General features: G+C 29.3%; 12 protein-coding genes and 1 pseudogene. 12 read left to right on the plus strand and 1 reads right to left on the minus strand.

The window, feature by feature from the left end; all coding sequences use genetic code 11:
• The first annotated feature begins 20 nt into the window (after nucleotides 1-20).
• From HMPREF2852_RS07640 to HMPREF2852_RS07670, 8 genes are all read left to right on the plus strand, one after another.
• The gene (locus HMPREF2852_RS07640; protein ID WP_019118218.1) at nucleotides 21-1,274 is read left to right on the plus strand and encodes a hemolysin family protein; all 1,254 of its coding nucleotides are present in this window, start codon (nucleotides 21-23) and stop codon (nucleotides 1,272-1,274) included.
• A gap of 7 nt (nucleotides 1,275-1,281) precedes the next feature.
• Entirely contained in the window at nucleotides 1,282-2,937 is a 1,656-nt protein-coding gene (locus HMPREF2852_RS07645) for a putative manganese-dependent inorganic diphosphatase (RefSeq protein WP_070607342.1), read from the plus strand.
• Nucleotides 2,938-3,223: 286 nt separating this feature from the next.
• On the plus strand, nucleotides 3,224-4,234 hold the full coding sequence (aroF, locus tag HMPREF2852_RS07650) for a 3-deoxy-7-phosphoheptulonate synthase (protein WP_070607345.1): 1,011 nt from the start codon (nucleotides 3,224-3,226) through the stop codon (nucleotides 4,232-4,234).
• Nucleotide 4,235: 1 nt separating this feature from the next.
• Entirely contained in the window at nucleotides 4,236-4,475 is a 240-nt protein-coding gene (locus HMPREF2852_RS10180; protein WP_261668242.1) for a chorismate synthase, read from the plus strand.
• Nucleotides 4,476-4,483: 8 nt separating this feature from the next.
• Nucleotides 4,484-5,311, plus strand: coding sequence for a chorismate synthase (gene aroC / locus HMPREF2852_RS07655; protein ID WP_261668270.1), 828 nt, complete (start codon nucleotides 4,484-4,486; stop codon nucleotides 5,309-5,311).
• Nucleotides 5,304-6,344: a prephenate dehydratase gene (locus tag HMPREF2852_RS07660; protein ID WP_070607348.1), complete on the plus strand. Its 1,041-nt coding sequence runs from the start codon at nucleotides 5,304-5,306 to the stop codon at nucleotides 6,342-6,344. The genes aroC and HMPREF2852_RS07660 overlap by 8 nt, the downstream gene beginning before the upstream one ends.
• Nucleotides 6,345-6,673: 329 nt before the next feature.
• Entirely contained in the window at nucleotides 6,674-7,201 is a 528-nt protein-coding gene (locus HMPREF2852_RS07665; protein ID WP_070607351.1) for a tryptophan transporter, read from the plus strand.
• Between the two features lie 159 nt (nucleotides 7,202-7,360).
• Nucleotides 7,361-8,770, plus strand: a complete 1,410-nt coding sequence (locus tag HMPREF2852_RS07670) for an alanine/glycine:cation symporter family protein (protein WP_083306980.1) — start codon at nucleotides 7,361-7,363, stop codon at nucleotides 8,768-8,770.
• A gap of 45 nt (nucleotides 8,771-8,815) precedes the next feature.
• Here the strand turns inward: HMPREF2852_RS07670 and HMPREF2852_RS07675 are convergent, their stop codons facing one another.
• Nucleotides 8,816-9,031, minus strand: coding sequence for a DUF1858 domain-containing protein (locus HMPREF2852_RS07675; RefSeq protein ID WP_004838081.1), 216 nt, complete (start codon nucleotides 9,029-9,031; stop codon nucleotides 8,816-8,818).
• A gap of 99 nt (nucleotides 9,032-9,130) precedes the next feature.
• On the opposite strand from HMPREF2852_RS07675, the gene HMPREF2852_RS07680 reads away from it, so the two are divergent.
• The 4 genes and pseudogenes from HMPREF2852_RS07680 to HMPREF2852_RS07695 all read left to right on the plus strand — a co-directional run bounded on the left by HMPREF2852_RS07680 (nucleotide 9,131) and on the right by HMPREF2852_RS07695 (nucleotide 13,095).
• Nucleotides 9,131-9,463, plus strand: a complete 333-nt coding sequence (locus HMPREF2852_RS07680) for a hypothetical protein (RefSeq protein WP_070607354.1) — start codon at nucleotides 9,131-9,133, stop codon at nucleotides 9,461-9,463.
• A gap of 61 nt (nucleotides 9,464-9,524) precedes the next feature.
• Nucleotides 9,525-11,369 carry a molecular chaperone HtpG gene (gene htpG, locus HMPREF2852_RS07685; RefSeq protein ID WP_070607357.1) on the plus strand — a complete coding sequence of 615 codons (1,845 nt, stop codon included), beginning with the start codon at nucleotides 9,525-9,527 and terminating at the stop codon, nucleotides 11,367-11,369.
• A 9-nt stretch (nucleotides 11,370-11,378) separates the two neighbouring features.
• A pseudogene (locus HMPREF2852_RS07690) lies at nucleotides 11,379-12,763 on the plus strand (aminopeptidase).
• Nucleotides 12,764-12,855: 92 nt separating this feature from the next.
• A complete protein-coding gene (locus HMPREF2852_RS07695; RefSeq protein WP_019118205.1) occupies nucleotides 12,856-13,095 on the plus strand; it encodes a Veg family protein in 240 nt (79 codons plus the stop codon).
• The last annotated feature ends 78 nt before the right edge of the window (nucleotides 13,096-13,173 follow it).

The following is a 13,173-nucleotide window of genomic DNA, read 5'->3' on the forward strand; positions in this document are numbered from 1 at the left end:
ATGTATTCAAGGAGGAAGTTTTGACGACAAAAAATATAATTGAGTTATTTGTAATGATTTTGGGGATTTTGCTTTCTGCATTTTTTTCATCTTCAGAAACTGCTATTACTTCTGTAAACAAATTTAAATTAAGGCAACTTGAAGAAAAAAATGTAAAAAACGCATCATTGCTTAGAAAACTCGTTGATGATAGCCAAAACACAATTACAACAATTCTTGTTGGAAATAATATTGTAAATATTGTTACTACTACCATAGCTGCATTATTTTTTACTGATATTTTTGGAGCTGCTGGTGCTTTTATTTCTACAGTTGTTGTAACTATAACAGTTTTAATTTTTGGAGAAATTACTCCAAAGCTTGCAGCTCAAATTAATAGCGAAAAAATAGCTCTTAGATTTTCAAAAGCTATTTATATTGTTTCTATAATTTTAAAGCCTACGGTATTTTTATTGGGATTATTTACAAAATATCTTACAAAAAAATTATCTGATGGGGCTGATAATTCTGATAAGGTTACAGAAGAAGATTTGAAAACTATTGTAGATGTTGGGGAAGAGCAAGGCGTTATTAATAATGAAGAAAGTGAAATTATAAATAATGTTTTTGATTTTGCTGGATCTTTTGCATCTGATATTATGACTCCAAGAACTAATATGGAGGCAATAGCTATTGATTCGACTAAGGAAGAATTGGATAAATTTTTAATTGAATCTAAGCATTCAAGAATTCCTGTTTATGGCGAAAGTATTGATAATATTGTAGGCGTTTTGCACATGAAAGATATTGTTACTTTTGTCGCTGAGGGCAGAGAGCCAAGGCTTAAAGATATGCTAAGGCAAACTTACTATGCTTATGAAAATATGAATATAATTGATCTTTTTAAATCAATGAAAAAAATGAATGTGTCCCTTGCTATTGTTGTTGATGAATACGGCGGAACGGAAGGACTTGTTTCAATTGAAGATATTATTGAGGAACTTGTTGGAGATATTTATGATGAATATGATCCTGATGATGAAAAAGTCTACAAGGTTTCTGATAATGAATTTATAGTTGATGCAAGTATGCACATAAATGATTTTAATGATTATTTTAATAGAGATATTAAAGAAGTTAAAAATGATTCGGTTGGAGGTTTGGTAATTGATTATCTTAACCGACTTCCTAAAACTGGAGATATTGTAAAGGTTGATGATGTTACTTTGATTTGTGAGAAGGTTGAACGTTACAAGATAAATTTACTTAGAGTTAAATTTGATAGCGAAAGTTAGAGGTATTATGAAACAAACAGTTTATATTACAGGTCACAAAAATCCGGATACTGATTCTATTTGCTCAGCCCTTGCTTATGCAAATCTAAAAAATAGGCTGGGAGATAGCGAGGCGATTCCGATTAGACTTGGTCATGTAAATCAAGAAACTCAATTTGTTCTTGATTATTTTGGAGTTAAGGCTCCCCTTCACAAGGATTCTATGAAACTCCAAATAAAAGATATTGACTATGACAATTCTTATAATGTTGATGAATCTCTTCCAATTAGAAATGCTTGGTCAATAATTCAAGAAAATAAATTGAACTCTCTTTTTGTAGTAGATGATAAGGAAAGATTAATTGGAGTTGCATCTTTGTCAAACTTAACCCATTCTTATATGGAAGTTTGGGATGATAGAATTATTGGAAGAACTCACACGCCAATTGAAAATATAGTGGATATTTTATCTGCAAAGCTTATGGTAAATCCAAAAAAACCTAGAGATTTTACAGGCAAAATGATGGTTTATGCCATGAATGAAAAAGATTCTCCAGAAACTTCTTTGGTTGGAGATGGAGATTTGGTTATAACAGGAAATAGGCTTGAAGCTCAAGAGTATTTGATAAGTAAAAATATTTCTTTAATTATTTTAACCAACGGCTCTGATATGAAGGAGGAGCTAAAAAAAGAGGCTGAAAAAAATAATATTACAATTATTTCAACAGAATATGATACCTTTATGACAGCAAGACTTTTGCCAATGGCAGTTCCAATTGCAAATGTTATGAGCACAGAAAATTTGGTTTATTTTTCTCCAGAAGATACAGTTGATACAGTTCGTGAGGTAATGGGAAAAACTAGATTTAGATCTTATCCAATTGTTGATGCAAGAGGAAGAGTTCTTGGGGCAATTTCAAGATACCATTTGATTTCTGATGAGAAGAAAAAATTAATTTTGGTTGACCACAACGAAAGAAACCAATCAGTTGATGATATTGATTATGCAGAAATAATTGAAATAATTGACCACCATAGAGTAGCTAATGTTGTAACAAACCAACCTTTATTTTTTAGGGCAGAGCCTGTGGGTTCAACTGCAACCATAGTTGCAAAAATGTTTTTTGAATCAGGAATAAGACCTACAAAAGAAATTGCAGGCCTACTTTCAGCAGCAATAATTTCTGATACTCTTTTATTCAGATCGCCAACAACAACAGAAACTGACAAAAGAGTTTTAAATAGACTTACAAAAATTGCAGATATTAATCCAGAAGATTTTGCTATGAAGATGTTTAAGGCTGGAACAAGTCTTAAAAATAAATCGCCAGAAGATTTAATTGATGGAGATGTAAAAGCATTTACAATTGGAGATGACAAAATCAGAGTTGGACAAGTTATGACAATGAATCCAGAAGAGTTAAATCCTATAAAAGATAAATTAACTGCTCTTATGAAAGAAAGATTAAATGCTAAGGGAGAAAATACATTTGTCCTTGTCCTTACAGATATTTTCAATAAAAAATCTGAATTATTAGTCGTGGGAAACTATCTTGATGATATAGAAAAAGTTTTTGGAAATAAGGTAAACAATGGAACAATTTCAGCTCCTGGTGTTTTATCTAGAAAAAAACAAGTTATACCAAAAATAACTGAAGCTATTATGAATTCCCACAATAATTAAACTTTACTGAAAAAAATTTCTATGCTATAATATAGAAAATTTAGAAAACAGGAGAAAATAATGAAAAACTTAAATTTTGCACAAACTAGCTTTTACTTTTTTAACTTTACTTTTGACAAAAGTAAGGCTATTTATCATGTGCAAAATTTTTAAACATTTTAAGTTTTTTTGAATTTTAGCTTCTTGGTAATAGCCAGGAAGCTTTTTTATTTTGAAATAATAAATTAGCTTAAAAAATTACATAAAAAATTTTTAAAGAAAAAAGAGATTTTATTAGGAGAAGAAAATGATTATTAAATTAAAAAATGGTGCAAATGAAAAAGAAGTACAAGATCTTATAAAAGAAATCGAAGATATGGGGCTTAAAGTAAGTAAGGCAGTTGGTTTTAAAACGACTATTTTGGGACTTTTGGGAGATACTTCCAAGGTTTCAAAAGATGATATGAAATCAAAAAGTGTCGTTGATGATGTAATAAGAATCCAAGAGCCTTATAAAAAAGCAAACAGGAAATTTCATCCAGAAGATACAACAATTACTTTGGAAAATGGAACACAAATCGGTGGTGGATCTTTTGTTTATATGGCAGGACCATGTTCAGTCGAAAGTGAAGAACAAATTGTATCAATTGCAAAAAAAATCAAAAAATCTGGCGCAACTATTTTAAGAGGAGGAGCTTTTAAACCAAGAACAAGTCCATATTCTTTTCAAGGCTATGGCAAAAAAGCTATTGATTATCTAATAAAAGCAAAAGAAGAAACAGGACTTGCCCTTGTTTCAGAAATTATGGAAATAAATCAATTAAAATATTTTGATAATGTAGATATTCTTCAAGTTGGAGCAAGAAATATGCAAAATTTTGATTTATTAAAAGCACTTGGAGAAGTTGATAAACCGATTTTATTAAAAAGAGGCCTATCTGCAACTTATGAAGAATTATTGATGGCAGCAGAATATATTATGAGCAGGGGAAATACAAAAGTTATTCTTTGTGAAAGAGGAATTAGGACTTTTGAAACAGCAACAAGAAATACTTTGGACGTCACAGCTGTTCCATTTTTACATGAAAAAACTCATCTTCCAATAATAATCGATCCATCTCATGCTGCGGGAATTTCAAGATATGTAAAAGATTTATCTCTTAGTGCAACAGCAGTTGGGGCAGATGGACTTATGATAGAAGTTCACGAAAATCCTGCAAAAGCATTTTCTGATGGAGCTCAATGCGTAATTCCAGATGATTTTGACAAAATAGTAAAGGCTACAAAAAAAATCCATGATTTAAGAAAGGAAATTTAAAATGAGTCAAAGCTTTGGTAAAAACTTAAAAATAACCATTTTTGGCTCAAGCCACCAAGAATATATGGGCGTAGTTATGGATAATATGGAAATTGGTTTTGAAATTGACATGGAAAAACTAGATCAATTTATGCAAAGAAGAGCTCCAGGCAAATCAAAATTTACCACAAAAAGAAAAGAAAGTGACAAGATAAATTTTATTTCTGGAGTAAGAGATAATAAAATAATTTCAAAACCATAACAGCAATAATAAAAAATGAGAATTACAAATCCAAAGATTATGAAAATTTAAATGATATTCCAAGGCCATCTCATGCAGACTACACTAGTTTTATAAAATATGGAAATGAAATGGATATGAATGGGGGAGGACCTTTTTCTGGAAGATTAACTGCGCCATTTTGTCTTGCAGGGGGAATTGCCAAGCAAATTTTAGAAGAAAAAGATATAAAAATTTCATCAAGGATTAAAAATATTGGAGGAATTGAAGATAAAAATATTGATTTTGCAAATCCTCCTATGGATAAATTGGAAAAAATTTCTCAAAAAGAAATTCCTGTTTTGGACGAAAAAAAAGAAAAAGAAATTAGAAATCTTTTAGAAAAAGTAAAAAAAGATGGAGATTCTATTGGGGGAATTTGCCAAGTTTTTGGGGAAAATATTCCAAAAGGACTTGGAGATCCTCTCTTTGATTCTTTTGAGGCGAAAATTTCCTATCTTTCTTATGGGATTCCTGCTGTTAGGGCAGTTTCTTTTGGTTTGGGACTTGATGCTATGAAAATGAAAGGTTCTCAGCACAACGACCAATTTGAAATTAAAAATGGACATGTAAAAACTATAACAAATAATGCTGGTGGAGTTGTTGGAGGAATTACAAATGGCATGCCTGTAGTTTTTGATTTAATTTTCAAACCAACACCGTCAATTTCTATTTGCCAAAAATCATTTTCTATAAAAGAAAAAAAAGAAAAAATATTGCAAATTAAAGGACGACACGACCCATGCCTTGCCCTTAGAACTCCTCCTATTGGAGAATCTATTTTGGCTTTAACTTTATTGGACTTGTTAAATGAATGAAAATATTGAAAAAATTATTAAAAATTTAGAAAAAGAAAATTATAAAAAAGAAGATTTGGAAAATCTTGATAAATTTGTAAAAGAAAAATATAAAGATTATATGATGAGCCTTTGTGATGGAAAATTTTCTAAATATTTACAAGATAAATTTATAAGAGAAATTTTTCCTAAAGAAGGAAAAATTGGTGTAGGAGGGGCAAAAGGCTCTTATGCCGATCAAGTTTCCCTTATTATTTTTCCCAAAGGTAAAATAAATTATTACAAAAAATTTGACCAAATTCTTGATGCAATAGATGAAAATATATGTGATTTTGGAATTTTGCCTTTAGAAAATTCATCTTTTGGCTCTGTAAAAGAAGTTTATAATCTAATGCTTGAAAGAAATTTTTTTATAATTGGAAATTATAAGCTAGATATAAATCATTATTTGTTGGGAAATTTAGATGCAAAACTTTCTGATATAAAAACAGTTTATTCTCATCCGCAAGCTCTTGGCCAATGTGGAAAATATATAAATAAACACGGTTTTATTCAAAAAGAATATTATAATACGGCACTTGCGAGCAAATATATAAAAGAGAAAAATGATAAAAAACTTGGAGCTATTGGCTCAAAATTTTGTGCTAAGGTTTATAAATTAAAAATAATTGACGAAAATATTCAAAATGAATCAAATAATTATACGAGATTTATTATAGTGTCTAAAAATTTAAAAATTTATGAAAAGGCAAATAAAATTTCTGTAAGGCTAAAAGCTTTTGATAAGCCGGGTTCTCTTATTAATATTGTAGAAAAATTTAAAATTTTGGGTGTAAATATGACTAAGCTTGAATCTTCTCCAATTCCTGGTTCTGATTTTGAATTTGTATTTTATTTTGACTTTGAAGGCTCTATTAAAGAGAAAAGAATTAGGAGTCTTTTGGATTTTTTATATGAAAATACTAGAGATTTTGAATTTATGGGAGCTTATATTGACTTTAACAAAGCATTTGACAAAAATATAAATTCAATATATAATCAAAATAACTTATAAGTTAAAATAATAAAACTTTGATCAGAAGTAAGTAAGTTTTATAAATCTTTTATAGAGAGTTTGTGTGTGGTGGAAACAAGCAAAGAAGTAAAACCGAATGGATCTGAGAGTGCTAAGGTGAAAAAAGTACCCGAGGCCGTCTTCCCACGTTATAGGGATATGATATGAAATTATTTTAAATTAGTATCAGAATAAAGATATGTAGGATTTATTAATTTATTGAAATTTATTTTACATAAAAAGGATGGCACCGCGAATTCAACCATTTGCTCCTTTGGAGTAAGTGGTTTTTTTATTGGAAAATTTTAAAATATTTAAAGGAGAAAATTATGAAAACAAAAACTATAACTCAAGCGTCAATTTTACTTGCAATAGGAACAATACTTCATTTGATACCAGGCTTTGTGGGAATGGTAAAACCTGATTTTATGTTGGTGTGTGTTTTTACAATTATTATTTTAAATAAGGATTTTAAAATGTCACTTGCAGTAGGTCTTGCTGGTGGAATTTTGGCAGGAATTACAACGAGTGCACCAGGTGGTTTTGTGCCAAATATTACAGATAAAATTATTTCATCCTTATTTGTATATTTTGCTGTAAAATTTTTTGAAAAAATAAAAATAGAAAATATTTTTTCGATTGGGAGCCTATATTTTCTTGGAACAGCAGTATCTGGACTTGTATTTTTATTTTTGATGAATATAACAGGAGCTTTACCAGAAGGATTTGGTATAAAATTAATGTTTGTAAGCCTAGTTCTTCCAACTGCTGGCATAAATATTCTTGTAGGCTTATTTTTTGATAAAGTTATGAGCACGTATAATAAAAATTTTGCAAGAAGCCTAGCTCAGATTTGATTTAGAGCGTAGACAATTTAAATTAAGGAAAAATTTTTGATTTTTTATAGGATAAAAATTTTTTTAATGGAAAAAATATAAATTATTATTTTATTTTTTTAAAAAACCTTTATAATAATAAGAATAAACTTATATTAATTAGAAAGAGGTTAGTCCGTTTTGGAAATTATAAAATTAAATGCTAAGTTGGGCGATTTTTTGTGGGGGTATCCTATGATTATCGTCTTGATTTTTGGAGGAATAGTTTTAAATTATAGGTCAAATTTTTGGGTTTTTAAAAATTTTTCTTATATTTTTAAAAATACTTTTGGAAGACTTGTTAAGGATTCAAAATCTGATGAAAATTCTATTTCTCCTTTTGAGGCGGTTTCGACTGCTCTTGCTGGAACAATTGGAGCTGGAAATATTGTAGGAGTTGCAACGGCAATTGGCTTTGGTGGCGCTGGGGCGATTTTTTGGATGTGGATTGCAAGTTTTATTTGTATGACAACAAAAATGGCTGAAGTTACTATGGCTGTTGCTACAAGAGTTTCAGATGATGATGGAAAATATATTGGCGGACCAATGTATTATATCGAAAAGGGAACTGGGTCAAAATTTTTGGCGAAAATTTTTTCGTTTTTTGCTTTTATTGCGATTATTGGAACAGGAGCTCTGGTTCAATCAAATTCTATTTCTGAATCTTTAAATGCTATGACAGGTTTAAATTTGCATCTTGGTGGAATTTTGATTGTTATTTTTATGCTTTTGGTTCTTGTTGGTGGGATAAAAAGAATTGGAGCTTTTGCATCGAAAATTGTGCCTATAATGTCAGTTTTTTATATTGTAGCTTGTATTTTGATTCTTATTTTGCAAATTGAAAATTTAATTCCAGCTTTTAAAGAAATTATTATTGGAGCTTTTAATCCAAAAGCTTTTGCAGGAGGAGCAACAGGCTCTGGGATTTTAATTTCTATTAGGTGGGGGCTTGCTAGAGGGATTTTTTCAAATGAAGCAGGGCTTGGAACAGCACCTATGGCTCATGCAACAAGTCATACCGACCATCCTATTAGACAGGGAATGTGGGGAGCGATTGAAGTTTTTATATCTTCAATGATAATTTGTACAATGACAGCTCTTGTAATTATTACAAGTGGAATTTATAAAACACAAGGACTTGAAGGTGCTGCCCTTACGGCTGCCTCATTTTCAAAATCAATTTTTTGGGGAAAATATTTGGTTTCTTTGGCTTTAGTGTTATTTGCTTTTACAACGGCAGTTTCTTGGTGCTATTATGGGCAAAGATGTGTAAAATATTTGACAGGCTCAAGTAAACTTTCTGATTTATTCAAATATATTTATATTATTTTTTGCTATCTAGGCTCAATCGGCGGTTTGAAATTTGCTTGGTCGGTTGCTGATACAGCAAATGCTTTAATGGTTGTTCCAAATATATTGGCACTGATTATAATGAGCAAGACTTATAGGAAAATTTTAAATGATTTTGATAAGTACAAAGATTCAGAAAAAAAAGGAAATTATTTTTGGACTTATGATAATAAGTGGGAAAAATATTTTGAAAAAAATTAAAAATCAAAAAAGACTTTTGCATTGGTATTTGCAAAAGTCTTTTTTTTATTTATTTAATTTTTCAAGCAAGAAATCTGGATCAATTCCGTGAACCATACAAGCTTCATCTAAGGTTTCGTACAAAGATGAAGGACAAGCAATACAACCCATTCCTATTGAAAGGAAAGTGTTAATTGATTCTGGTTTTGCTTGGATTATATCACCGATTAACATATCGTGTGTGATTTCCACCTTCTCTTTTTTTCTATCTTCTAAAGCCATAAAAACCCTCCTTTATGTCTAAAATTTATTTTACTATAAGAGAAATTAAAAATCAAAGTAAAATACTAGGAATTGGGGTACAATTATTTTGGTGATGTTATGAATGAGAAAAATTTAAAAAAAATTATGGAATTAAGGAAAAAACTCCAAGATCTAGATGAAAATGTGGAAAAAATAAAAAAGAAAAATTCATTTTTTTCATTTTTTCTTAAATCTTTAATTTTTTCTTTGATTTTTTTATTAATTATATCTTTGGCTAAGACAAAAACGCCTACAAAAATTATGGTTTTTGTTGGAGCTTTTATTATTTCAAATTTTGTTCAGTCGATTTTAATTTCAAAAAAACAAAATGAGGAAATTGAAAAAATAAAAAGGGAAAAAATTAAAATTCAAGCTGAAATATTCAGCCTTGCCAAAGATTTAGAAAATTGAAAAAAATTTTAGAGTAAGTATAATATTAGCAGTCAGCAACTTAAAGTGCTAAGGAGGATTTATGAAAAAAGAATTTAAAGCAGAAGCCAAAAAAGTAATGGATTTGATGATAAATTCAATCTATACAAACAAGGATATTTTTCTTAGGGAATTAATATCAAATGGCTCAGATGCTATTGATAAATTATATTATAAAGATTTAAAATCAGATAAAAACGTAGACAAAAAAGATTATTATATTGAAATTATTCCAAACAAGGACGAAAGATCTTTAACCATAAGAGATACTGGAATTGGAATGGATGAAAAAGATTTGGAAGAAAATCTTGGAACAATTGCAAAATCTGGTACAGAAATTTTCAAAAAAGAAATTGAAAGCGAAGATTTAAATAATTTAATTGGACAATTTGGGGTTGGATTTTACTCAGCCTTTATGGTAAGCAAAAAAATTATTGTAAATACCAAAAAAGATGATCAAGCCTATAAATGGGAAAGTGAAAACGCCGAAAGCTATGAGATTGAAAAATCCGACAAAAAAGAAAATGGAACAGATATTACTTTATTTTTAAAAGAAAACACAGAAGATGAAAACTATGATATTTATCTAGACCAATATAAAATCAAAGAACTTGTAAGAAAATATTCAAACTACATCAGATACCCAATCAAAATGGAAGTTACAAAGTCAAGAAAAACTAAAGATTCTACTGATGAAAATCCAGAATATGAAGATTATAAGGAAGTAGAAGTTTTAAATTCTGAAATTCCAATTTGGAAAAAATCCAAAAAAGATTTAAGTGATGAAGATTATATAAATTTCTACAAGGACCAAGGCTTTGGTTTTGATGATCCTTTATCATGGATTCATTTAAATATTGAAGGAACTGTTGAATTTAGGGCAATAATTTATATTCCAAGAAAAGCACCTTTTGATTTTTATTCAAAAGATTATCAAAAAGGCCTTCAACTTTATTCATCAGGAGTAAAAATTAAAGATAGGCACGAAGATCTACTTGAAGATGAATTTTCTTTTGCAAAGGGAGTTGTTGAAAGTGATGATATTTCCCTAAATATTTCAAGAGAAACCCTTCAAGAAACAAGAGAGCTAAGATTTATTGCCAAACAAATAAACAATAAAATAAGATCTCACTTAATGGATATGATGAAAGACGATAGGGAAAAATACCAAATATTTTTCAAAGAATTTGGCAACAATTTGAAAGTTGCAATTTATGAATCTTTTGGAGGAAAAAAAGATAGGCTAGAAGATTTATTATTATTTAATTCCTACAGAAAAGATAAGATGATTTCATTGAACGAATACAAGAAAGATTTGAAATCAACAGATGAAAATATCCTCTATACAGTTGGAGAAAATTTAGAAAAAATCAAAAATTCCCCAGCCTTAAAATCAGTTGATAAAGACAGAGACGTTTTATTACTTGATGAAAAATTAGATGAATTTTTGATAAAAATGCTAAATTCTTACAAGGAAATTCCTTTTAAATCAATAAATCAAGTTGATGAAGATGATGAAGAAAATGAAGAAAACAAAGACTTGGTTGAAAAAATAAAAGAAATTTTACCAGAAGAAGTAGTAGATGTAAAAATTTCAGATGATTTATCAGATGATGTAATTTCAATGATAAAACAAAGGGGAGATGTTTCAATTGAGATGGAAAAAACTTTAAAATCTCAAGTAAATGCCCCAGATATTAAGGCGGAGAAAGTTTTAGAAATAAACAAAAATTCCAAGGCCTATGAACTATTAGAAAAAGATTTGAAAGAAAATTCTGACGAATTTAAAATGATAGTAAATATTTTATTTGACCAAGCAAAACTTATAGAAGGACTTGAAATTGATAATCCTCTTGAGTATGCAAAAAATATATGGAAATTAATTTAGGAGAAAAAAATGACAGAGTACAAAAGAAAAAATGTCTGGGAAAATTTATCACTAGACCAAGAAAAAGAATTAGAAAGTCTTTCAAAAGATTATATGGATTTTTTGGACAAGGGAAAAACTGAAAGACTTGCTACAAAAGAAATTATAAATTTAGCAAAAAAAGCAGGTTATGTTGACCTTGAAGAAAAAATAAAGGCTGGAAAAATAAATTCTGGCGATAAAATATATGCAGTAAATAAAAATAAAGCTGTAGCTATGTTTCACATAGGAAGTGAAGAGTTATCAGAAGGACTTGCTATAGTTGGAGGTCATATCGATTCGCCAAGACTTGATTTAAAACCTGTTCCACTTACAGAAGAAAACGGCCTTGCTTATTTAAAAACTCATTATTATGGGGGAGTAAAAAATATAATTGGACAAATATGCCACTTGCCCTTCACGGAGTAGTTTTTACAAAAAATGGAGAAAAAGTAGATATTTCAATTGGGGATAAGGAAGATGAGCCAGTATTTTTCATCTCAGAGCTTTTAATACATTTATCAAGACAATTGATGGAAAAATCTGCAAAAGAAGTTATAACAGGTGAGCAATTATCAATTATAGTTGGTAATAGACCACTATTAGATGAAAAAGAAAATCCAGTAAAGAAAAATATTTTAAAAATTTTAAATGAAAAATACGGAATTGAAGAAGAAGATTTTATAACGGCAGAACTTGAAGTAGTTCCTGCAGGAAAAGCAAGAGAAGTTGGCTTTGATAAATCAATGATAGCCTCCCACGGCCATGACGATAGAGTTTGCTCATACGCAGCTTTGAGAGCTTTACTTGATATAAAAGAAACTAAAAAAACTTTGGTAGGACTTTTTGTTGACAAGGAAGAGATTGGTTCAGTCGGAGCAACAGGAATGACTTCACAATTTTTTGAAAATATTCTTTTAGAAATTATGAATTTAAAAGAAGAATTTGATTTGATTAAATTCAAAAGAGCTTTGAGAAATTCAAAAGTTTTATCAGCTGACGTAACCTTGGCAGAAGATCCAAACTTTAAAGATGCAACAGAAAGTCAAAACTCAGCTCAAATTTCTCATGGAGTTGCCTTAACAAAATATACAGGTTCTGGTGGAAAAGGCGGATCAAATGATGCTGATGCAGAATATTTATCAGAAGTTAGACTTGCTTTTAATAAAGATGAAGTAATTTTCCAAACAGGAGAGCTTGGTAAAGTTGATCAAGGTGGTGGAGGAACGATCGCCTATATTCTTGCAGAATATGGAATGGATGTAGTTGATTGTGGAACACCAGTAATATCTATGCACGCACCAATAGAATTAATTTCAAAAGCAGACTTCTACTCAACTTTTACAGCTTATAGAGCCTTTTATAAAAATATTTGACAAGAATTTTAATCTAGCGTATAATATTATGCTAATTTGACTTATCCACAATTTTGTTGTATAATATATACAAATGCATGGAAGGTGGATATATGGAATTTAAATCAGTTAGTGAAATAAGGTCAGAAGTTAAAAAAAACGTAGGAAAAGAAGTTACTTTAAAAGCTGATAAGGGTAGAAAAAGAATTGTTACCAAAAGCGGTATAATTTTAGACGCTTTCCCAAGTGTATTTACAATAAAAGTAAATAATGATTTTGATGCAGAAAGAACTGTATCATACAGCTACTCAGATGTTTTAACATCTACAGTTAGATTACAAATAAACAATTAATTATAGATTAATTCAAAAAATCATCCTAATATTTTGAGGATGATTTTTTTGATTTTAATTTTATTAAAAAAATTAATT

The sequence above is a fragment of the Anaerococcus sp. HMSC065G05 genome (genome assembly GCF_001812365.1).
GTDB lineage: Bacteria > Bacillota > Clostridia > Tissierellales > Peptoniphilaceae > Anaerococcus > Anaerococcus vaginalis.